Below are 21,591 nucleotides of genomic sequence, written 5' to 3' on the forward strand. Positions count from 1 at the left end.
ATGAAAATATAATTCAATGGCACCTTTTATGGAACCAGCAAGACCTTAGTCTCAGCGTATCTGTCCATACAAGGAAAGCTTAATGAACCAGCACAACCACTTCGGTCAACCCGTTGGCGATGCCCTGCCCGACTGGCAGCCACGCCCCTATCCGCAGCGGCAAACCCTGCAAGGGCGCCTGTGTTATCTGGAGCCGTTGGCCGGGAAACACGCGGAGGCGTTGTTCGCTGCCCATCAGCTGGCGCCGGATACGCGCAGCTGGACCTGGCTGCTGCGCGAGCCTGATAGCAGCGTCGAAGAGTTTAGCGCATGGGTAGCCGGCCTGACCGGGCTTAGCGACCCAATTCATTTTGCGGTGATCGATCGCCAGACCCGGCAGCCGGTCGGCTCACTGGCGCTGATGAGAATTGATGCAAACAACGGCGTTGTCGAGGTGGGTCACGTGCATTTTTCGCCGCTGCTTAGCCGAACGGCAATGGCCACCGAAGCGCACTGGCTGCTGATGCGCTACGTGTTTGATACCCTCGGCTATCGCCGCTACGAATGGAAATGCAACAGTCTGAACGAACCTTCGCGTCGGGCGGCGCAGCGGCTAGGTTTTCATTATGAGGGGCGCTTTCGCCAGGCGCTGGTGATAAAGGGCCACAACCGGGATACCGACTGGTTTTCCATTATCGATGCCGAGTGGCCGCAGATTGATAGCGCCATGCAGAAATGGCTGGCCAGCGACAATTTCAGCGCCGATGGCCAGCAGATCCGTACGCTGGAGAGCCTTCGCCCCGAGGTACGCTAGCGTCTTTTTTTGCGCCCCTGCACGGCCTTAAAGCGGGGGTTGCTTTTGCAGATGACGTACAGCCGACCTTTGCGTTTGACTATCTGGCAATCCGGATGGCGCTGTTTAGCGCTGCGTAATGAATTAAGCACCTGCATTATTCGCTCCTTTTCGCATCAATAAAGCTGCCGAAACGCTTGCGGAAACGGGCGGTGCTCCCCTCATTGGAGAAGGTTTTCTGCTTACCGGTGTAATACGGATGCGATTTGGAGGAAACCTCAATCGCCACGTAGGGATAGGTCACCCCTTCCAGATCAATCTCGCGCTCGGTTTTTATCGTCGAACCCACTTTAAAATATTCATTAGCGCTGGTGTCGTGAAACACAACGGTGCGGTAATGAGGATGAATATTAGCTTTCATGATAACTCCATCAGATATGTTATAACATAACAATAAGGTTACGCCGCTAAAGAACAAAGATCAACCATGAACAGAAAAGGGATTTAGGCGGCGGGCTGCAGCGCCCGTCCGCCGGCTATCAGGGATTCAGCTGATGGGCAAGCGCGCGCAGCTGCTCGGCGATGGCCTGCAGGTCCTTCCCCTGCTCTATTTTGGGCCCGGTAGAGTGACGCACAACCAGCCGCGCCGGGAGGATGGAAGAGGTGTGCAGCTTTTCGCTATCGCCGCTGTCCAGAATGCGGCGCACGGCCTCTTTTCCCTGTAAATCGAGATCCAATGAAACCGTCGTCAGCGCCGGATAGAAGAAGGAGCTTTCATAGGTATCGTCATAGCCAATGACCGACTTCTCACCGGGAATCGGCACCTGATGCTGATGGAAAGCGCTCAATACTCCCAACGCCATCTGGTCGTTGCCGACCAGCACCGCGCTAAATTTCGGCGTCTCGCGCAGCATCTGTAAAGCCCCGGCGTAGCCGCTTTGCGCATCCCAGTTGCCGCGGATCACCGTTACCGGCTGCAGACCATAGCCCTCCAGGGTTTCAAGCCAGCTTTTCAGCCGCAGTTTGGCCGATACGGAGCTTTCCGGGCCGGCCAGCAGCGCAATCTCACGGTGGCCCATCTCATAGAGATACTTCACGCTCGCCCGGGTGCCGTCGGCCGGATTAAACGAAACGTTAAACACGGAGCTATAGGGGTCGACATCTAAAAACAAACACACGATATCGTCATTGTCAGCGGCGATTTTCTGCGCCTGTTCGGTCTCCAGAGGGACGTTAATAATCACCTTGTTTACCAGCTGAGACTTCAGCTCGTTGATCGAATCCTGGATACTTTGGTTGACGCTCTCATCAATCATTGAGATGAGCACCTGATATCCTTCAACATTAGCGTAGCGTTTTACCGCCGCCGCCACCTGCGAAGGCGCATGTAGCGCGAGCGAAATCGTCACCAGACCCACGGTCCGACTTTGCTTACCCACCAGCTGCTGAGCAAGGCGATTTGGCACATAGCGCAGCAGCTCAATGGATTTCTCCACCTTATGGCGCGTGGCTTCGGATACATTGGCAGATTTATTCAGTACCCTGGACACCGTCTGATAAGAGACCCCCGCATGGCGAGCGACATCTTCTAAGGTTGCACTTTTAGACTTCATGGTCCGGTTCCTTATGTTGTTATCCCTGGATTGTAACAGGGGCTATTTGAAAAAACGCTCCCCGCAACGTTTCCTGGCGAAAAATCACTTATAAAAGTATTACGCTCACAATACATCAAATTGTGAATGGACTCACCGACCGTAACAAAATACGCGGTTTTATTTGCAGTTAGTCACACTATCGCGATCATTGATTTGCCTGAACTTACGTTTAGGCATTTTATGACATCGTTAATGTGAACGTAATACAAAACAATAAGAGGATAGACATGAACACTACGCTGCGCACCGTCTCTGCTGCGTTAACCGCCGCGCTAATTTCACCTTCCGTAATGGCGGCCTCCGCTACGGTTCCGGGTATCGATTTTCATGGTTACATGCGCGCCGGAGTTGGGGTCTCCGGTGATGGAAGTCTCGCCGAATGGCAAAAAAATAAAATCGGCCGCCTGGGTAACGAATCCGATACCTACGGCGAGCTGGAGCTCGGCTCGGAAGTCTATAAAAAGGACGACGTCAGCTTCTACCTTGATAGCATGGTCAGCATGGTGTCAGACGGTTCCAACGACAGCGAAACCACGCTTAACGATGATGCGCAGTTTGGCCTGCGTCAGCTAAATCTGCAGATTAAAGGTCTGGTCCCGGGCGACCCGAACGCGGTGATATGGGGCGGTAAACGCTATTACCAGCGCCACGATCTGCACATCATTGATACCAAATACTGGAATATTTCCGGCTCCGGCGCCGGACTCGAAAACTACACCCTGGGCCCAGGCGCGGTCTCATTTGCGTGGATCCGCGGCGACGCTAACGACGTCGACTACCGCGTCGATGGCGACAGCAACGTCAATATTAACTACCTCGATCTGCGCTACGCCGGCTGGAAACCGTGGTCCGGCTCGTGGACCGAATTCGGTATCGACTATGCCATGCCGAACACCACCAAAAAGCAGGACAGCTACGGCGGCCTGTACGATGCTGAAAACGGCGTCATGCTGACCGGTGAGATAAGCCAGGATATGCTGGGCGGTTATAACAAACTGGTGCTGCAGTACGCCAATAAAGGGCTGGCGCAAAATATGGTCTCCCAGGGCGGCGGCTGGTACGACATGTGGAACTACGTCAACGACGCTACCGGCTATCGCGTCATCAATACCGGCCTGATCCCGATTACCGAGAAGTTCTCCATTAACCACGTTCTGACCTGGGGCTCCGCCGACGACATTACCGACTACACCAATAAAACGCGGCTGCTTTCCCTCGTCGCCCGCGGACAGTATCAGTTTACTGAATACGTACGGCTGATCGGCGAGGTGGGCGGCTTCTACCAGAAAGATAGCTACAAGAACAATACCGATTACAAGCAGGCGGGTGAGAAATACACCATTGCGCTAGGCCTTGCCGACGGTCCTGACTTTATGTCGCGCCCGGAACTGCGTATTTTTGCCTCCTACCTGAATGATTCAGAGCACGGTAAGCCGTTTGAAGATCAGACTGCCAGCAATACGTGGAACTTCGGTGTCCAGGTCGAAGCCTGGTGGTAATAAATATCGCGTAATATCGTTTTATCTCCAGCTGTAAGGTTGTTAATTACCCTCCGGTAATGATTATTGCCATTGCTATTTTTATATCCTGAATACTTCGGGTTGCGGCACGGCGGCAGGCGCAAGAGAGTTTTAAATAGCGAATGCAGCCACTCACCTACGGCCTGAAATATGATGCGTATATTAGGGATAACTCACTATTGAGCTATCCCTTTTTTATTTACCGACGGGTGGTGAAATGGCCGTCTAATAATTGACGCAGGGTATCCGACTGCTTACCAAAAATAGCATGAACCTGCTGCCCAAGAATAATAACGCCTAACGCTCCAAGCTGCTGTAAAGCCTGAGAGTCAACGACCGCCAGATTATTTACCGTGACCCGTAAGCGGGTAATACAGGCGTCAACGTTAACAATATTCTCCTCACCGCCAAAGGCGGAAATGAGGGACTGAACCTGCTGCTTTTCCATATCGCTCAGAGGAACCGTCGGACGGGGCTGGGAGAAATAGTGCAGGAAGGATTTTAAACTCACCATAATACGCTCCTGATAATAACCAGATAAAAAAAAGCCTGCTCACGGGAGCAGGCATGGGCAGAGAGGAATCAGGCTTTACGGCTGAGGATACGGCAATCCCAGGCGCTTAGGCTGAGCGGATCGTCAGCCGCGGCGCCAGAGAGGCAGTCCCGGTAGCCCTGCGGGAGCGTCACGCTATGCTGTTGGGCGCTGTAGTTTTGCAGGAAAACGAACGTCGTTTCGCCGTCGGTACGCGCCGTTGCCACCACGCCCGGCGGGAAATCAGCGTCTACGGCCCGCGGCAGCGCCAGCTCTTTGCCGATCGAGGCGAAGAAATCGCGCTGGAAGGCCAGGTCGTTGCGCGATGCCACGTGCCAGGCCTTGCCTTTCCCAAAGCGGTTAACGGTCACCGCCGGCCGCCCGGCGTAGAAATCATCGCGATAGGTCGCCAGCGGCTGCGCGCTTTCAGCATGAATCAGTTCGCACAGATGACGCACCTGATAAGGCCCCTGCAGCCCGCTCTCATTGCCCGCCAGCCCCTGAATCAGATTACGCTCGCCGTCATTCAGACAATCAATCTCCTCCGCCCAAATTCCCAGCAGGTTGCGCAGCGGGCCGGGGAAGCCGCCGAGGTGGCAAAGATCGCTCTCGTTGACAATCCCGGTCCAGTAGGTAGTCACCAGCTGACCGCCGCCGGCAACGAACGCTTCGGCGCGCCCGGCAAAGCCGTCGCGAACCATGTAGAGCATCGGCGCAATCACCAGTTGATAAGGGCTTAAATCGACGTCGGCATCAATGATATCCACGGCAATGCCCTGCTCCCAGAACGGCCGGTAGTGCTCGTTAACGGTATTTTCATACTCCATACCCATATTGCGCGGCCCCTGCGCATCGTCCAGCGCCCAGCGGTTTTGCTGATCGAAGATAATCGCGACTTTGGCATCGGTGCGGCAGCCCGCCACGTCCGGCAGTTGACTCAGCATCTCACCAAGCCGGGTCACTTCCCGGCCGACGCGGGTATCGAGGTGGCCGACGTGATCGATAATCGCTCCGTGGAATTTCTCCACCGAACCTCGGCTCTTGCGCCACTGGAAGTACTGCACCGAATCCGCGCCGTGGGCCACCGCCTGCAGGGAGGAGAGAATATGCATGCCCGGCTTTTTCAGCTTGCTGGTCGGCTGCCAGTTGGTTGCGCTCGGCGTCGATTCCATCAGCACAAACGGTTTGCCGCCCTTCAGGCTGCGCATCATGTCGTGATACATCGCGGTGTAGCAGGCCAGGGTCGTCTCATCTTTGTCGCGATGCCACATCGGATAGCTATCCCAGGAGATGAAATCGAGGTTTTTTGCCAGCTGCCAGTAGTCGTAATCGTAGAAATATTCCATAAAGTTAGTGGTCACTGGCAGGTCGGCATTTGCCGCTTTCAGCGGGGCAATTTCATGGCGACAAAAATCGCTAACCTGAGCGGTGTTAAACCGATGCCAGTCGAGATTGAGACCGTGGATGGACACCTCCCCTTGCGGAGCCGGAGAGGCAATCTGCGACCAGTCGCTATAGGTGTGGCTCCAGAAGGTGCTCCACCAGGCATGGTTCAGATTATCCAGAGTTTCATAACGCGCCTTCAGCCAGTCGCGGAACCGCTCCTGGCAGATGTCGCAGTGGCACTCCCCGCCATATTCGTTGGATATATGCCAGCCCAGTACCGCCGGATGCTGTGAATAGCGCTCTGCCAGCAGGCTGTTTATTTTGAACGTTTTTTCCCGATATACCGGCGAGCTCATGCAGTGATTGTGCCGCCCGCCGTGCAGCGCCGGCACGCGATCGCGCCCCACGCGCAGCACCTGCGGATAGGCCTGCGACATCCAGGCCGGCCGCGCCCCGCTCGGAGTGGCAAGAAACACGTGAATACCGGCGGCGTAGAGTTTATCCAGAATGTTATCCAGCCAGCCAAACTCAAATACGCCTTCCCGAGGTTCAAGTTTGGCCCAGCTGAAAATACCCACCGACATCACATTGCAGTTTGCCTGCTGCATCATGGCAATATCCTGGTCAATAATATCGGGATAATTTTCCCACTGTTCCGGGTTGTAGTCCGCACCATGCAATAGCGCATTAACCTTCGGACTCAAAGGCGCAAATTTTTTCATAATAAACATCCTGAAGTTTAACATTCATATATTCCCTGAATAATTTGAGCATCAAAAGGCGGACAATTAAGACCATGCCGGGAAGCCAAATTCCGCCAGCGCGTCCGAAGCTCAACACCTCTCAGGGATATTAATTAAAGACTTTCACCGACGGTAATACTTTGCCCTGGCAATCAAACAGCGCCTGGTTTTCCCGGGCGTTCCCCTGCTTCCACTCATCATGGATATATTTCATTCCCGCCGGCGTGGCCCAGGTATTTCCCGGTACGGCAATCCACGTCGGCTCCCAATAAAATATGCCCTTGCCGCGATGCCCGGGAACATCGGCGACGGCCTGCATTAAATCGTGAACATAATTATATTGTCCCTGCACCGTTGCCGGATAACCGCCGTCTTTTTCCTCTTTAGCCTGGAAACTATTTTCGGCATTATCGCAATTATCCAGCGTGTAGGCGTAAGCGGCCTCCACCACAATAACGTCTTTGTTATAGCGCCTGCTGATATCGTCCATATTGGCTTTCAGCGCGCTAATCGGGCCATTCCAGTAGGTGTACATCGACAGGCCAATGATGTCGTACGGCACGTTGCGTTTGCTGATTTCATCGAACCACCAGCGGAAGGTATCATTTTTGGTGCCTTCAGCCAGATGGAGCATGATTTTGACCGGCTCGCCGCCCTTCAGGTTCTCCTTCAGGCCGTCGATGGCGGCGTTCAGCAGGCCGGCCAGTCGGTCAAACTCACCGCCGCCCTGCCCCCAGCTTTTGCCTTCCGGCCACAGCATGCCGCCGTTAATTTCATTACCAATCTGCACCATATCCGGCAGTACGCCCTCCTGCTTAAAGCGGGCGATGGTATCGCGGGTATAGTCGTGGATAGCCGTTTTCAGCTGCGGATAATCCATCTTTTCCCAGGCTTTTGGCTTGAACTGCTTCCCCGGGTCGGTCCAGAAATCGCTGTAATGGAAGTCGAGCAGCAGCTTCATACCCTGCGCTTTTGCCCGCTTCGCCAGCGCCAGCGTTGCCGCCAGATCGTTATCACCGCCGCCGTAGCCCTGCCCCTGCGCATCTTTAGGATCGACCCACAGGCGCAGGCGCACGTAGTTAACGCCGTCGGCTTTGAGGATCGCGATGGGGTCCTGCAGCTGGTTGCTGTGGTTATAAAACTTTGCGCCGTGCTTTTCGGCATCCAGCAGGGTGGAAATATCCGCGCCTTTAATAAAGTCGGCGGGCATATTGTTAAAGGACCGCGTTTGCAGCGTATCCGCGGCATGCAAACTGGCGGAAAAACTGCATGCCAGACAAACAGCAAGCAGCGCGGGCGTTAATCTTTTCATGGGGTTATCCTTTTGTACTGCCAGAGGTCAGGCCGGAAACAAAGTATTTTTGTAATGCCAGATAGAGAATCGCTACCGGTACCGCAATCAGCACCGCGCCCGCCGCATAGGTGGTGTAGCTGGCGCCCATTTTCTGCGCCACCAGGTTATACAGGCCGATCGGCAGCGTGTATTTGTCCGGCGTGCGCAGGATGGTGCTCGATAAAATAAAGTCCCCCAGCGGGCCGGTGAACGAAAACAGCGCGACCACCGCCAGAATCGGCTTCGACAGCGGCATGATGATTTCGAAAAAGATCCGCAGGCTGCTGGCGCCGTCCATTCGTGCGGACTCGTCCAGATCTTTGGGGATCGCGTCGAGGTAGCCCTTCATCAGCCAGGTGTTCATCGGGATCATGCCGCCAACGTAGATCAGCACCAGCGCCAGATGGCTGTTGATCAGGCCCAGCAGCTGCGAGAGAACAAAGATCGCAATCAGCGCCGAAAACTGCGGGATCATCTGCAGCAGCAGGAACAGCATCAGCCCGTTCTGACGCCCTTTAAAACGGAAGCGGGAGAAGGCGTAGGCGGTGAAGCTGACGCTGATGAGGGTCAGCGCCATAGTCATGAAACTGATCTTCATCGAGTTCCAGTACCAGGTCAGATAGTTCACGTTACCGTTGAACAGATCGGCGTAGTGCTGGAACGACAGGTTCTCCGGAATAATCGAGGTGCTGAGCAGGCTGTTGCCAGCGTTCAGCGACGCCCCTACCGTCCAGACCAGCGGATAGATGATGATCGCCGACACCGCGGCGATAACCAGCCAGGTGAGCGACAGGCGAATCCACTTTTCGCGTTTAATACTGGGTGATTTAGCCATGTTGCTTCCCTTACGCCATCTCGTCATTTTTAAAGGATTTAGTGGCGCGGAACTGCCACAGCGCCAGGCCGACGACAAAAATCGACAGCAGGATGGTAATGGTCGCCGCAATGGCATATTGCGAAGACGACATCGTCAGCTTGTAGATCCACGACACCAGGATATCCGTCCCGCCGGCGTTCGAGCCCGCCACCGCAGGCCCGCCGTTGTTGAACAGGTAGATAATGTTGAAGTTGTTAAAGTTGAAGGTGTACTGGGTGATGATGATCGGCGCAATCGAGTACAACACCAGCGGCAGCGTAATCGTCCGCAGCCGGGTCCAGGCGCTGGCGCCATCCATCGTCGCCGCCTCATACAGATCGTCGGGGATCGCCTGCAGCACGCCGGTAGTCATAGCGAAAACGAACGGAAAGCCCAGCCAGGTCTGCATCATAATCAGCGCGGTTTTAGTCCAGAACGGATCGGTCAGCCACGCCTTCGGGCTGATGCCAAAGAAGGAGAGGATCGCGTTGTTAATCACGCCGAACGAGTCGTTAAACATTCCCGCAAACACCAGAATGGTGACGAAACCCGGCACCGCCCACGGCAGGATGAAAATGGTGCGGATCATCGGCTTAAAGCGCAGGTCTTTCTGGTTCACGAGGATTGCCAGCAGAACGCCAACGGTACACTGCAGCGTGGTCGCCAGCAGGGTCCAGACCACCGTCCACTGCAGGACGTCAAAGAACGTCGAGCGCCAGATAGACAGGGTAAAGATATTAATAAAGTTCTTTAACCCCACCCAGTCCACCAGCTTCGCCGGCGGCGTGTGGTAGAGGTTGTAGTTGGTAAACGCAATCGCGAAACCAAACAAAATCGGGAAGATCACGACAAACACCAGCAGAATAAAGCCGGGAGTAATCATCAGATACGGGAAGCCGTCTTTGAGCAGCATCTGGTACTGCTTGCGAACGCTGTTTAGCGCCACGCCCTCATCGCGCTTTTTGCCGTTAACCCAGGCATCGCGCAGCGAGAGAGAGTAGACCAGCACGCCAAAAGCGACGATCAGTACGCTGATTATCCCTTCCGCCAGCAGGAAAATAGAGTTATCTCTCGGTACCTCTTCGCCCAGGGTGTACAGCCCCCACAGACCTTGATGCAGGAAGTCGTAAAAAACGCTCATAAAACTGCTCAGCAGCACGAGGAAAACCAGCCCCTTCAGCCACTGACGATGATAAAACTGGCCAAAACCCGGCACCACAGCCAGCAGCAGGCCGCACCACGCATGGCGTCCCGCGCCGCGCGCTGCGGCAATATTTTCGCTGGGATTGATAATCACACACGACTCCTTCTGAAAACGGGAGGTTCCCCGCCCGTTCTGTTACAGCGATGCCCTGAATCATTCGCGCTGCAGCACAGCGCGAATCCACGTCGCCAGCCTACGTGTCGCCTGCAGAGTGGCGAGCATCGCAATTACTGGTTGCTGGCCTGCATCGCTTCAATTTGCATTTTGATCTGTTTTTCCGCGTTATCGAGCGCCGCCTGCGGCGCCTGCTTACCGGTCAGACTCAGCTCCAGCGCGGCGTTAGCCGGCCCCCAGACTTCACCCATTTCCGGGATCCCCGGCATCGCCGTGGCGCGCGCCGACTGCACCGCCACCGCGCTGGCCTTCTCATCATTTTTGATTAGCGGATCGTCAATCATCGCCTTCAGCGCCGGGATTTCACCGGTGGCGACGTAGCGGGCCTTGGCGTACTGCGGCTGGTTGATGAACTCAATAAACTGCTGCGCCAGCGCTTTGTCTTTGCTCCAGGTCGAAACCACATAGCCTTTAACGCCGAGGAAAGAGCTCATTGGCTTACCATCCGGCAGCGTCGGCAGCGGCACGACGCCGTAGTTGATCCCCGCCGCTTCGTACGGCTGGAAGGCCCACGGGCCGTTGATCACCGCCGCCGCTTTTTTCTCGGTAAACAGCGAGTCGATCGCGTTCAGGCCGTTATCGCCAAGGATCCCCGCCGGGAAGACGCTATCGCTGTAGAATTTTTTCAGAAAGGTTACCGCCTCGACGGCTCCCGGTTTATTCAAACCGACGTCCTGCGGGTTAAAGCCGCCGTTGGCGTTTTTGCCGAAGATATAGCCGCCCATCGGGCCAATCGCCCCCCAGCTGTAGTAAATCTGATCAAACTTAGCCAACAGGCCATATTTGTTCTGCGCCCGCTGCGCCTTCGAGAAGTCATACCACGCCTGCAGGCTATCCAGCGGCTTGTCGATCAGGTCTTTGTTATAGATCAGCACCAGTGTTTCTACGGCTTTCGGTACGCCGTAGAGGACATTATCGAGGCGGAAGGCGTTAATTGATGCCGGCGTAAACACCTCTTGTTTCGCCTGATCCAGCTTCAGCGGCGACAGCAGCCCCTGAACCACGGCGCCGCCAAGCTGGTCGTTGGGGATCACCAGTACGTCAGGGCCGATACCCGCCGGACCATCGAGACGCAGCTTTTCCAGCTGCTGCGCGTAGGGCATTTCCTGCACGCTGACCTTAACGTTGTACTGTTTTTCAAAGTCGCTCACCGCGGCTTTGATGCCGTCGGATTTTTTGATGTCTTCCCAGACGTTCAGCTGTCCGGCGGCCTGCGCCTGCAGGCTAACCAGCTGCCCGGCGGCCAGCGTCGTGAGGATAAGTGCGGCAAGAGTATTCTTTTTCATTATCAACCTCATGTGAAGGTATAACAATTTATTGGTTTTTATTAATCATACTGACGTTAGTCGATGTTTACATCAGCCATTTTGTGGTGATTTATAACGGTAAAATCCGATTTTCATGATTTGTTATACGCTACGCTTTGGAGACGGATAAAACCATATAAAGCTGCCAGTTGTGTGATCGTGATTGCAGAAATGAAACATCGGTGTAGGGCTCAAAAATACTGGAAGTTATAGTCATAGCATGATTTCAGTGCTGTTGATCATCGTTCAGACGAGTTGTTACACGTAATACAAAAACCCGCTGCAACCCTAATCCCAACGGCAAATAACGACTACTAACCCCGGGGAACGTTGATGTCCAATATACGACTGAGGAATGTCACCAAACGGTTTGGCAGTACCGTGACGCTGCATCAGGTCAATCTTGATATTGAAGATGGTGAATTTGCGGTTTTCGTTGGGCCTTCCGGCTGCGGGAAATCAACCTTGCTGCGGATGATTGCCGGTCTTGAAGAGGTCAGCGATGGTGAGGTGCTGATTGGCGATGAGGTGATGAATGATGTTGTTCCCGCCCATCGCGGCGTGGCGATGGTATTCCAGTCCTATGCGCTCTATCCGCATATGACGGTAGCGGAAAACATGGGCTACGGCCTGAAGGTCAATAAGGTGCCGAAAGACGAGATTCGTCGTCAGGTTGAAATGGTGGCGAAAACCCTGCAGCTCTCGCATCTGCTGGACCGCAAACCCAAACAGCTCTCCGGCGGCCAGCGCCAGCGCGTGGCGATCGGTCGCGCCATCGTGCGCAATCCGCGGGTGTTCATGTTCGATGAACCGCTCTCTAACCTCGACGCCGAGCTGCGCGTCGAGATGCGTCTGCATATCGCCAAACTGCACCATGAGCTCAAAACTACGATGGTGTATGTCACCCACGATCAGGTTGAGGCCATGACTCTTGCCGATAAGATCGTGGTGATGAACTACGGCAAGGTTGAGCAGATGGGCTCGCCGATGTCGCTGTACTATAACCCGGTCAATAAATTCGTTGCCGGGTTTATCGGCTCGCCGAAGATGAACTTCCTGCCCGCGACGGTAACCGCATGGCAGCCGGGGCAGCTCAGCGTGAAGATGGCGCAGGACCATAACCTGACGCTGAATATCACCACCTCCCCGCTACGGCCCGGCGATAGCGTCACGTTAGGGATCCGTCCTGAGCATCTGTCGACCGATATTCGCAGCGGAACGGTCGTCGGCTTCCAGTGCGAAGTCGTTGAACGGCTGGGGAACAACACCTATCTGTTTGGTCAGTGCTACGGTCACGATAATGTCAAAATCCTGCTCCCCGGCGACGTGCACTTCCGCCCGTGGCAGAAAATCGACGTCGCCTTCGACGACGGCTTCTGTATGGTCTTTGATGAAAATGACCTGCGCATCAGCGCCGATATTGCCGCCCCGGACGCCCACTAGACCTTCATGATGAGCAACATCTCGCTGTCACGATCGTCGATTAAGCTGTTACGGAATGCTTAACGCTAGCGCGGAAGGTATTCCAGCCCTCGTTTTTTCCGCGCGTTCAACGCTTTGAACGCTGCGGATCGTCCATCTTAGCCCGATATCGGCGGCATCTTCCGGTTCGGGCATTTTTTACATCCAATAATAATTCACCTCCGCCGTAACCTTTTTACGCTATCGGGTATACTCATCGAACCCCCTCTGACATAAGGATATTCTCATGACGACCCGACATCTGGTGAGTCTGGTTACGGGGGTGCTGATTCTCGCCATTATTTTACCCACCGGGCTGAGCATCTGGCTGGCAACGAGTCAGGCAAAAACGCAGTTTTATAGCGAACTGGATAACTACTCCAAACGCGTTTTAATGCGGGTTCAGCAGGTGGCCGATCGGGCGAAAGAGGCCCTGCAGGAAGCAGAGGCCATTCCCTACGCCTCGTGCAGCCCGCAGCATTTACAGGCGATGCGGCGTATTGCTTATACCCATCGCTACGTGCAGGAAGTGCTGTGGCTGCATAATTCAGTCCCGCAGTGCTCTTCTCTTGAAGACCACAGCGCCCCGGTCAAATTTCCCGAGCCCGATAGCATCACCTCCGACGGCTATCGCGCCTGGCTGACATCCCTCAACGATCTGGGCATGCAGCGCCGGATGACGGCGCTGGGCAGCGATAATCATATGGTGATGATAGATCCCGCGTCGTTTATCGACGTCGTCCAGCTTAGTCCGGATAAGATCCACACCGTTTTATTTGGCACCCGGCGCGAACAGGCGATCGTCAGTAGCGAAAAGATCGATCCGCTAATCTGGGAGAAAATCAAAAACCAGAATGCCAAAACGCTGGCCCTCGACAATACCGTTTTCCGCATTCACCGCATACCGGAGCTGGGCCTGGGGATCGCGACCTGGTCTTCAACCCTGCCGCTGCAGGAGCGATGGCGGCATCTGCTGCTGCTGTGGGTGCCCATCGGCCTGTTCACCAGCCTGCTGGCCTCGTTTTTAATTCTGCGGCTGCTGCGTCGGCTGCGCTCGCCGCGCTATGGGATGCTGGATGCCCTGAACTCCAGCGCCATCCAGGTCTACTATCAGCCGATTGTCTCGCTGCAGACGGGAAAAATCACCGGAGCTGAAGCGCTGGCGCGCTGGAGGCAGCCCGACGGCAGCTTTCTGTCGCCGGATATTTTTATCCCGCTCGCCGAGCAAACGGGGCTTATTACCCGCTTAACTGAGGATATCGTCCGAACAATATTTGCTGACCTCGGCCCCTGGCTGCGACAGCGCCCGGAGGTCCATATTTCGATTAATCTGTCAGTTGATGATTTGCGCTCGCCAAAGCTGCCGATGCTTCTGCGCGAACAGCTTGAGCACTGGAATATCGCCGCACAGCAGATCATTTTGGAAATTACCGAGCGCGGTTTCGTTGACCCGCAAACCACTCTCCCGGTGATCGCGAGCTACCGTCGGGAGGGGCACCGCATCTCCATTGATGATTTCGGCACCGGCTACTCCAGCCTGAGCTACCTGCAGCAGCTGGACGTCGATACCCTGAAAATCGATAAATCGTTCGTTGATACTCTGGAGTATAAACCGCTGACGCCGCATATCATCGAGATGGCAAAAGCGCTAAATCTGGCGACCGTCGCGGAGGGCGTGGAAACCGAACGCCAGCGCGACTGGCTGCGCGATCACGGCGTGATGTACGCCCAGGGCTGGCTATACAGCAAAGCGCTGGCGAAAGAGGAATTTATTCTGTGGGCGGAAAACAACCTCAAGGCATCCTGAGCGCCGCCCGGATCGCGTCGGTGCGGCGCCAAGGGCTGACGGCTACTTCAGATAGGATTTAATCACCTGCATCACCACTTCAAGATCGGCCTCGCGCTGCAGCTCTTCCGGCTCTTTGACCACATGATCGGTCAGATGCCCCTGAATCACCTGCAGCATCATGCCGTTCACCGCCCCGCGGATTGCCGCCAGCTGCTGCAGCACTTCCCCGCACTCATGCTCGCGATTAAGCATCTTTTCCAGGGCGCTGCTTTGCCCCTGAATTTTCTTCAGCCGGGTTAATAACATCTTCTTATGTCGAACCGTGTGTGACATGAGGCAATCCACCGTTTAAGTCTGTCTGCTGCGGCGCCAGGGGCCGGCATTCGTAATGCGACCAGCATAGCACGCCCTTCCCTTTGAGCGTATTTATCTACTGGGGGGTAGTATTAGTATACATGGGGGGAGTAGTATGCGATCACTTTCAACGAGGATCGCGACATGAACGATTTCAGCTCTCTTCTGCACCAGGGCAACGCCTGGCTCTTTATTCCCAGCGCGATTCTGCTGGGCGCTCTGCACGGCCTCGAGCCCGGGCATTCTAAAACGATGATGGCCGCCTTTATCGTGGCGGTGCGCGGTACGCTAAAGCAGGCGATCCTGCTGGGGCTGGCGGCAACGGTGTCGCACACGGCGGTGGTCTGGCTGGTGGCAATGGCCGGGCTTTGGTTTGGTCGCGGCTGGGATGCGCGGACCTCGGAGCCCTGGTTTCAGCTGATCTCCGGGATCGTTATTGTGCTCATCGCCTGCTGGATGCTGCGGCGCACCTGGCATGAATCGCGGGCGCATCGCGATAGCGACCATCATGACCATCAGCACGAACATGAGCACGAGCACGAGCATCATCATGCGCATAGCCACGACGATCGCCATCACCACCATCAGCTGGTGGACAGCGGCTGGCAGGATGCCCACCAGCAGGCGCACGCGCTGGAGATCAATCGTCGCTTTGACGGCCAGCGGGTAACAACCGGGCAGATCGTTATCTTTGGCCTGACCGGCGGGCTTATCCCGTGTCCGGCATCAATAACCGTGCTGCTAATTTGCCTGCAGCTGAAGCAGTTTTCGCTGGGGGCCACGCTGGTACTGGGCTTTAGCGTTGGACTGGCGCTGACGCTGGTCATATCCGGCGCTATCGCGGCGCTCAGCCTGAAGCATGTTACCCAGCGCTGGCCCGCTCTCAACGATCTGTCGCGCAAGGCTCCGTGGATCTCCGGCGCGCTGATTATCGCGGTGGGGCTGTATATGATGCTGCACGGCTGGAGCAGCCTGTAGCCCGGCTACCGCCATCCCCTGCACCGGGGGGCGGCGGGGACGGGGATGCTGGCAGATTATTCATCGAGAAGCGGCGCAAAACCGCCGAAGATCATGCGCTGGCCGTCAAAGGGCATACTCTCTCCCAGCGCCTTCATCCGCGGGTCCGTCATCAGCTTTGCATTGGCGGCATCCCTCGTCTCTTTCGACGGATATTCGATCCAGCTGAATACCACCTCTTCATCGTCCTCGGCTTTTACCGCCATCCGAAAGTCGGTGAACTTGCCTTGCGGAACGTCGTCCGCCCAGCACTCCACTACGCGCAGTGCGCCAAACTCTCTGAACAGTGACGCGGCCTTCTCTGCCATCTCGCGGTATGCCTCCTTATTTTCCACGGGCACGGCAACGACAAAACCATCAACGTACTTCATGAGCGTTATCTCCGAAGTGAGCAGCGCAGCCGGCAAACCCGGCGACATTTGCAGCGTTAAGTTTAGTTCTCATCACCGGCGACGGCATAAAATCAGGATGCGGCTTCGCGGCTGGCAGCAATGGACTGCGGAGCGACGGGCTGACGGAACCAGGGCAAACAGAGCTGAATAAGCGGCCCGATGGTCAGCGCATACAGCACGGTGCCGACGCCAAAGGTGCCTCCAGCCATCCAGCCAATGAGCAGTACCGATACCTCGATGGCGGTGCGGATCCCGCGCAGCGACCAGCCGGTACGGGCATGCAGGCCGGTCATCAGACCGTCGCGCGGCCCGGGGCCAAATCCGGCGCCAATATACATACCGGTTGCGAGGGCGTTGAGGACCACCGCCCCGACCAGCATCAGGCTGCGCACCACGACCGATTCCAGCGGCGGCAAAACCGCCAGGGTCGCATTTGCCGCCAGGCCCAGCACGATCACATTACTGATGGTTCCCAGCCCGGGCATCTGGCGCAGGGGGATCCACAGCAGCAGGACCGCCGCGCCGGTCAGGATCATGACCGTGCCAAAATCCAGGCCAAACTGCTTACCCATGCCAAGATGAAAAACATCCCACGGGTCGGCTCCGAGATTGGCGTGCACAAAGAGCGCGGTCGACACGCCGTACAGGACAAGACCGATATAGAGCTGCAGTAGACGACGTAACATTTTTTACCTCTGGATGATTGCGGACCTCGCCATCATCAGCAAAAATGGATTGATAATTAATGGCCAGTTTTACAAAAGTGGATCGCTATGACCTCTCGTCGCTTTGGTACGCAATCTTTGGTTCGCCTGCTGGGCAACTGGCAGGAGTCCGCCTCCCGCACGCCGCTCTGGCGTCAGCTGGCTGAAGCCCTGAGGCTATTGATTCTCGATGGCCGCCTGACGCTGGAAACGCGTCTGCCGGGTGAACGCGAGCTGGCGACGGCGCTGAGCGTTAGCCGCACGACCATCGCCAGCGCGCTCGGCCAGCTGCGGGAAGAGGGATATCTTTATAGTCGCCAGGGCAGCGGCTCGCGTATCGCCCTGCCCCAGCGCCAGGCTGGAGTCGCGGAACAGGCCGTCAGCGCAACCTCGGTTAATCTGGCCACCGCCGCCCTCAGCGCCGGGCCCGAGATTCATCAGGCCTACCATCATGCGCTGGGCGTGATGCCGCAGCATCTGACCAGCACCGGCTACGATCAGCAGGGATTGCCGGCACTGCGCGAGGCGATAGCCCGCCGCTACTGCGAGCGCGGTTTACCGACCCGGCCTGATGAAGTGATGATTGTAAACGGCGCGCTTAGCGGCCTGGCGCTGGTTCTGCGCTTAATGACCGGGCCCGGCGACCGCGTGGTGGTCGATGCCCCAACCTATCCCATGGCCATCAGCGCTATTCAGGGAGCCTCCTGTCGGCCGGTTGGCGTGGCGCTGCCCTCACAGGGCTGGGACTGCGACGGACTGGCGGCAACCATTGCGCAAACCGCCCCGCGCCTGGCCTGGCTGATGCCGGATTTTCACAATCCCACCGGCCGCTGTATGGATAGCGCGACCCGCCAGAGGGTGGCTGATATTGCGGCTCATACGCGCACCACGCTGGTGGTCGATGAGACAATGGTTGATTTATGGTACAACGCCCCGCCGCCGCCGCCGCTGGCGGCCTTCAACCCCGAGGCGCCGGTTATCACCATCGGCTCTGCCGGCAAAAGCTTCTGGGGCGGGCTGCGCATTGGCTGGATCCGCGCATCGTCCCGAACCATCGCCTCACTCGTCCAGGCTCGCGACTCCCTGGACTTAGGCTCGCCTCTGCTCGAACAGCTGTCCTGCTGCTGGCTGCTGGAAAATGAAAAACAGCTGCTCCCGCCGCGCCGGGCAATGCTGGCCGCTCGCCGGGACATGTGCGGTAAATTGATGGCTGAATATTTTCCCCACTGGCATTTTACGCCGCCGGAAGGAGGGCTCTCTTTTTGGGTTGAGCTACCGGGAATGCTGGCGACAATTCTTTCCGCACGGGCAGAAAGCCGCGGTATTCATATTGGAACCGGGACGCGCTTTGGCCTCGCAGGAGCTTTTGATCGCTATCTGCGGCTACCGTTTACGCTGGAGGATGAGGCATTACGCAGCGCCTTCACGACGCTACAGCCGCTGTGGCATAGTCTCGCACAGCAGAGTGAAAATACGCGGACGCGTAAAATAATATAATAAAATATCGACGGGCTGGGTTCAGCCCGTCAAAAGTCATCATCCATGACCGATATGAGATGTTTTTATAAAATTGCAGTTCATCTTGTCATCGCAATATGTCAGCGTAATGACAAAATTAACCGCATTTCATTAATGCTGGCGCGGAATGGGAAAGCTTTTTAGCGAGATAATAAAACCATCGTCATCTTTTTTTATTTTCGCCCCGGTTTCGCACCAGTCGGAAGCAATGCGAAAGAACTCATCGCTGCCGATATTCCAGTTCAGGCGAACGTGCTTCACATACCCTGAACGTAACATGTCGCAGGCTTCGCTGTAGTTGCTGGCTGTAGAGAGTTGTTGTTTCATTTTCTCTTCTTCAGAATCTTTCTTAACGCTTTGATTTCTTTAGGGGTTAATGGGGTCGCTTCCTCTTCGGTATGCTGGCTGTCAATATCCTCTTCCGAAACCCCCGCCTCGTCTGCTGAATCCGCTATTTGAAAAGCGAGTAGCAGCAGTTTCTCCGTCGCAGTACCCAGATTTTCGTTATTTAATTCCGCATAGTGACGCAGCTTCTCTTTTAATTCTGCATCAATTTTTACGTTCAAAACCACTGTGGTCATAGTCACGCTTCCCGTGCAATAAATTCATCATAATTAATACACGAAGTTAACATGTTGATCCAGACATATATTTACGGCTTGTAATCTGGCAACAAATTCCCACTACTAATCTGCCAGTTATTTATGACGAATGTATGACGGATATATTTCAGTATTATTTCAAAATTATGACAGCTACTTTTTTTGTCGGGCTCAAAGTGTTTTCGGCCCGAGGATTTGCACTTTTTGATTCTGGCCCCAGGTCCCGTATCGGAGATACGAACCGAGCGACCGGCTTACAAACCCAGGACGGTCATGATCGGGCAAAGCACCACACGCATGACCAAGGTTGCCTGCCAGTTGCCGCCATATTGATGAAGTCCGCCCATCAGCGAAGGCGGCCAGGAAGTAGCCAATAGATTGAGTCATTCCAGGTAATGCCGCCGTCTGCTGAGAGAGATATTGTCAGCTCAATAAATGACCGATGAGGGCTGACTGTATCTGTTTAACCTGGCAACGCCGAACGCGGCGGCAGCCTGATTAATTGCCGGCTATTGTGGTATTAGGCTCCATTTCCCGTGCCAGCGCCGTTAGCGCTTCTTTATTATTAATCGCGTAGCCGGAATTAAGTTTTATCAATATTCCTTGCGCGCTCAATTGCGCAATAACATATAACAGATGGCGATAGGTTACGCCAAGATACTCTGCTACCTGAGTATGTTTTTCTTTATACAGCGCATCATGCTCGGTCAGCAAAATAAAAGCCGCCAGGCGATTTATCAACGGATAAGCCTGATTACGCGTTGAGGTGACAATATTGCGAAAATTCTTTTCAACCAGGCCGAGACAAACGTTGCGCAGAAATAATGTATCGTTGAGCAATGCCGTCCGTAAGGTTTTTACTGGCAATGCCAGACACCAGCACTCTTCAATAGCTTGCACCCCGCGAGATTGATGCTGGTCATCTAATACTTCTATTTCACCAATAAAACAAGGGGCGCTGAAAAAATCGACTAAGGATATTCGACCATTGGCTAATGTGACATAAAGTTTGGTGCGTCCGCTCGCCAGATAAAAAAGAAAGGTAGGTAAAGTACCTTCCCGCACAATGTAGTCTCCGGCCTGAGCATGGAATAAATGTGTGTTACGGATCACATCCATTGAAAATTTATCAACATAGCCAGACTCCTTTATTAGTTGATTTTTAAAGGATTCATTTTGTACTTCTTTCATCACCCGCTCGCCCCTATGAGATTTCTCATGCCCGGTGTAGTTTGCCGCTGATAAGGTGAAAACGTCAACCCTACTGCACCTGATTATTTTATTGAAATTATATCCAGGTGTTCCAAAATAAAAGATGAGGAATAAAAATGGCAACGCGCAAAATAATCCTGGACTGCGACCCGGGTCATGATGACGCCATCGCAATTATGCTGGCAGCAAAACATCCTGCAATTGAATTACTGGGCATCAGCATCGTTGCGGGAAACCAAACCCTCGATAAAACCTTGATCAACGGCCTGAACGTTTGTCAAACGCTGAATATTGACACCCCGGTATATGCCGGGATGCCGCAGCCGATTATGCGCAAGCAAATTGTCGCCGATAATATTCATGGAGAAACCGGTCTGGATGGCCCTGTTTTCGGCCCACTTACCCGCAAAGCAGAAAAAAAGCACGCCGTTAACTTTATTATTGATACATTAATGGATAGCACAGGAGATATTACTCTGGTCCCTGTGGGGCCGTTAACTAATATCGCGGTAGCGATGCGGATGCAGCCAGCTATTATTCCTAAAATTCGTGAAATCGTGCTGATGGGCGGCGCTTATGGTACCGGCAACTTCACCCCTTCCGCCGAGTTTAATATTTTCGCCGACCCTGAGGCCGCCCGCGTGGTCTTTACCTCTGGCGTTCCTCTGGTGATGATGGGGCTCGATTTGACCCACCAAACGGTTTGTACTCCAGACATCATATCGCGCATGGAAAATGCCGGAGGGCCGGCCGGTAAGTTATTCAGTGACATGATGAACTTCACGCTGAAGACACAATACGACAACTATGGCCTGGAAGGCGGCCCGGTGCATGATGCCACCTGCGTCGCTTATCTCATCAATCCTGATGCTTTCAAAGTGCAGGAGATGTATGTCGAGATCGACGTCAACAGCGGGCCATGCTATGGCCGCACGGTCTGTGACGAACTGGGTGTACTCGGCAAAAGCGCAAATACCAAGGTTGGCATAACGTTGGATACCGCGTGGTTCTGGGACCTGGTAGAAGAATGCGTACGTAAATACCACTAAATAAACCACCA

General features: G+C 54.9%; 22 protein-coding genes. 7 read left to right on the top strand and 15 right to left on the bottom strand.

What is annotated here, in order from left to right; all coding sequences use genetic code 11:
- Positions 1-82: 82 nt before the first annotated feature.
- The gene (locus QFI97_RS21965; protein WP_331834177.1) at positions 83-793 is read left to right on the top strand and encodes a GNAT family N-acetyltransferase; all 711 of its coding nucleotides are present in this window, start codon (positions 83-85) and stop codon (positions 791-793) included.
- On the opposite strand, the gene ykgO is transcribed toward QFI97_RS21965, so the two are convergent.
- From ykgO to QFI97_RS21980, 3 genes are all read right to left on the bottom strand, one after another.
- Entirely contained in the window at positions 790-930 is a 141-nt protein-coding gene (gene ykgO / locus QFI97_RS21970; protein ID WP_003859006.1) for a type B 50S ribosomal protein L36, read from the bottom strand. The genes QFI97_RS21965 and ykgO overlap by 4 nt on opposite strands.
- Entirely contained in the window at positions 930-1,193 is a 264-nt protein-coding gene (locus QFI97_RS21975; protein ID WP_095094474.1) for a type B 50S ribosomal protein L31, read from the bottom strand. The genes ykgO and QFI97_RS21975 overlap by 1 nt, the downstream gene beginning before the upstream one ends.
- Before the next feature lie 118 nt (positions 1,194-1,311).
- Complete coding sequence (locus QFI97_RS21980) at positions 1,312-2,385, bottom strand: LacI family DNA-binding transcriptional regulator (protein WP_331834176.1); 1,074 nt, start codon at positions 2,383-2,385, stop codon at positions 1,312-1,314.
- Between the two features lie 269 nt (positions 2,386-2,654).
- Here QFI97_RS21980 and QFI97_RS21985 point away from each other — a divergent pair, with 269 nt between their 5' ends.
- The gene (locus QFI97_RS21985; RefSeq protein WP_095094470.1) at positions 2,655-3,926 is read left to right on the top strand and encodes a maltoporin; all 1,272 of its coding nucleotides are present in this window, start codon (positions 2,655-2,657) and stop codon (positions 3,924-3,926) included.
- 220 nt (positions 3,927-4,146) lie between these two features.
- On the opposite strand, the gene QFI97_RS21990 is transcribed toward QFI97_RS21985, so the two are convergent.
- The 6 genes from QFI97_RS21990 to QFI97_RS22015 all read right to left on the bottom strand — a co-directional run bounded on the left by QFI97_RS21990 (position 4,147) and on the right by QFI97_RS22015 (position 11,461).
- The gene (locus tag QFI97_RS21990; RefSeq protein ID WP_095094468.1) at positions 4,147-4,461 is read right to left on the bottom strand and encodes a PTS sugar transporter subunit IIB; all 315 of its coding nucleotides are present in this window, start codon (positions 4,459-4,461) and stop codon (positions 4,147-4,149) included.
- 68 nt (positions 4,462-4,529) lie between these two features.
- Positions 4,530-6,587 (bottom strand): beta-galactosidase, encoded by a 2,058-nt coding sequence (locus QFI97_RS21995; RefSeq protein WP_346431980.1) that lies wholly within the window; start codon positions 6,585-6,587, stop codon positions 4,530-4,532.
- Positions 6,588-6,717: 130 nt separating this feature from the next.
- The gene (locus QFI97_RS22000; RefSeq protein WP_331834174.1) at positions 6,718-7,920 is read right to left on the bottom strand and encodes a glycoside hydrolase family 53 protein; all 1,203 of its coding nucleotides are present in this window, start codon (positions 7,918-7,920) and stop codon (positions 6,718-6,720) included.
- A gap of 4 nt (positions 7,921-7,924) precedes the next feature.
- Positions 7,925-8,776, bottom strand: a complete 852-nt coding sequence (locus tag QFI97_RS22005; RefSeq protein ID WP_041144345.1) for a sugar ABC transporter permease — start codon at positions 8,774-8,776, stop codon at positions 7,925-7,927.
- Between the two features lie 10 nt (positions 8,777-8,786).
- On the bottom strand, positions 8,787-10,094 hold the full coding sequence (locus QFI97_RS22010) for a carbohydrate ABC transporter permease (protein ID WP_045854241.1): 1,308 nt from the start codon (positions 10,092-10,094) through the stop codon (positions 8,787-8,789).
- A 134-nt stretch (positions 10,095-10,228) separates the two neighbouring features.
- The gene (locus QFI97_RS22015; protein WP_331834173.1) at positions 10,229-11,461 is read right to left on the bottom strand and encodes an extracellular solute-binding protein; all 1,233 of its coding nucleotides are present in this window, start codon (positions 11,459-11,461) and stop codon (positions 10,229-10,231) included.
- Positions 11,462-11,815: 354 nt separating this feature from the next.
- Here QFI97_RS22015 and QFI97_RS22020 point away from each other — a divergent pair, with 354 nt between their 5' ends.
- Positions 11,816-12,925 (top strand): ABC transporter ATP-binding protein, encoded by a 1,110-nt coding sequence (locus tag QFI97_RS22020; protein WP_331834172.1) that lies wholly within the window; start codon positions 11,816-11,818, stop codon positions 12,923-12,925.
- Positions 12,926-13,190: 265 nt separating this feature from the next.
- Positions 13,191-14,750 carry a cyclic di-3',5'-guanosine monophosphate phosphodiesterase PdeB gene (pdeB, locus tag QFI97_RS22025; protein WP_331834171.1) on the top strand — a complete coding sequence of 520 codons (1,560 nt, stop codon included), beginning with the start codon at positions 13,191-13,193 and terminating at the stop codon, positions 14,748-14,750.
- A 42-nt stretch (positions 14,751-14,792) separates the two neighbouring features.
- Here pdeB and QFI97_RS22030 read toward each other — a convergent pair whose 3' ends face one another.
- Positions 14,793-15,065 carry a metal-sensing transcriptional repressor gene (locus tag QFI97_RS22030; RefSeq protein ID WP_095094458.1) on the bottom strand — a complete coding sequence of 91 codons (273 nt, stop codon included), beginning with the start codon at positions 15,063-15,065 and terminating at the stop codon, positions 14,793-14,795.
- Positions 15,066-15,230: 165 nt separating this feature from the next.
- Between QFI97_RS22030 and QFI97_RS22035 the strand changes: the two genes are divergently transcribed.
- On the top strand, positions 15,231-16,064 hold the full coding sequence (locus QFI97_RS22035) for a nickel/cobalt efflux protein RcnA (protein ID WP_346431981.1): 834 nt from the start codon (positions 15,231-15,233) through the stop codon (positions 16,062-16,064).
- Positions 16,065-16,120: 56 nt separating this feature from the next.
- Here QFI97_RS22035 and QFI97_RS22040 read toward each other — a convergent pair whose 3' ends face one another.
- The gene (locus tag QFI97_RS22040) at positions 16,121-16,474 is read right to left on the bottom strand and encodes a DUF1428 domain-containing protein (protein WP_346431982.1); all 354 of its coding nucleotides are present in this window, start codon (positions 16,472-16,474) and stop codon (positions 16,121-16,123) included.
- A gap of 92 nt (positions 16,475-16,566) precedes the next feature.
- Positions 16,567-17,181 carry a membrane protein YczE gene (gene yczE, locus QFI97_RS22045; RefSeq protein ID WP_095094454.1) on the bottom strand — a complete coding sequence of 205 codons (615 nt, stop codon included), beginning with the start codon at positions 17,179-17,181 and terminating at the stop codon, positions 16,567-16,569.
- A gap of 87 nt (positions 17,182-17,268) precedes the next feature.
- On the opposite strand from yczE, the gene yczR reads away from it, so the two are divergent.
- On the top strand, positions 17,269-18,696 hold the full coding sequence (gene yczR, locus QFI97_RS22050) for a MocR-like transcription factor YczR (RefSeq protein WP_346431983.1): 1,428 nt from the start codon (positions 17,269-17,271) through the stop codon (positions 18,694-18,696).
- 132 nt (positions 18,697-18,828) lie between these two features.
- Here yczR and QFI97_RS22055 read toward each other — a convergent pair whose 3' ends face one another.
- From QFI97_RS22055 to yeiL, 3 genes are all read right to left on the bottom strand, one after another.
- Entirely contained in the window at positions 18,829-19,044 is a 216-nt protein-coding gene (locus QFI97_RS22055; RefSeq protein WP_041144338.1) for a hypothetical protein, read from the bottom strand.
- The gene (locus QFI97_RS22060) at positions 19,041-19,298 is read right to left on the bottom strand and encodes a hypothetical protein (protein WP_331834166.1); all 258 of its coding nucleotides are present in this window, start codon (positions 19,296-19,298) and stop codon (positions 19,041-19,043) included. The genes QFI97_RS22055 and QFI97_RS22060 overlap by 4 nt, the downstream gene beginning before the upstream one ends.
- Before the next feature lie 519 nt (positions 19,299-19,817).
- Positions 19,818-20,510, bottom strand: coding sequence for a transcriptional regulator YeiL (yeiL, locus tag QFI97_RS22065; protein WP_346431984.1), 693 nt, complete (start codon positions 20,508-20,510; stop codon positions 19,818-19,820).
- Between the two features lie 137 nt (positions 20,511-20,647).
- On the opposite strand from yeiL, the gene rihB reads away from it, so the two are divergent.
- Entirely contained in the window at positions 20,648-21,580 is a 933-nt protein-coding gene (gene rihB / locus QFI97_RS22070; RefSeq protein WP_095094447.1) for a ribosylpyrimidine nucleosidase, read from the top strand.
- Positions 21,581-21,591: the final 11 nt, after the last annotated feature.

Origin of the sequence: Klebsiella scottii (assembly GCF_036561945.1) — a bacterium.
Classification (GTDB): domain Bacteria; phylum Pseudomonadota; class Gammaproteobacteria; order Enterobacterales; family Enterobacteriaceae; genus Klebsiella; species Klebsiella scottii.